This is a genomic window from Massilia aurea (assembly GCF_024753205.1).
Taxonomy (GTDB): Bacteria; Pseudomonadota; Gammaproteobacteria; order Burkholderiales; family Burkholderiaceae_D; genus Telluria; species Telluria aurea.
Window position 1 is genome coordinate 1 of record NZ_JANUGZ010000045.1, and the last position, 361, is coordinate 361.

Genomic DNA, 361 nt, shown 5'->3' on the forward strand with positions numbered 1-361 from the left:
TGCTTGGGTAGTAGTATTTGTATCATTGCAACACAGCTGTACTCTTGTACCTGTGACGATCTCTGTTGTCAGCAGAGGCCAACGTTATAGGGACAAGCGAATAAGTGCACATGGTGGATGCCTTGGCGATTACAGGCGATGAAGGACGTAGTAGCTTGCGATAAGCTGCGGGGAGCTAGCAAACGAGCTTTGATCCGCAGATTTCCGAATGGGGAAACCCGGCCTTTATAGGTCATTGCATACTGAATACATAGGTATGCAAAGCGAACGCGGCGAACTGAAACATCTAAGTAGCTGCAGGAAAAGAAATCAACCGAGATTCCCAAAGTAGTGGCGAGCGAAATGGGATGAGCCTGTATGT

Annotated in this window: 1 rRNA gene; it reads left to right on the top strand. The window is 47.9% G+C overall.

From position 1 onward, the window contains the following. Positions 1 to 90: 90 nt before the first annotated feature. Positions 91 to 361 (top strand): 23S ribosomal RNA (locus tag NX775_RS23970); the annotation flags it as partial.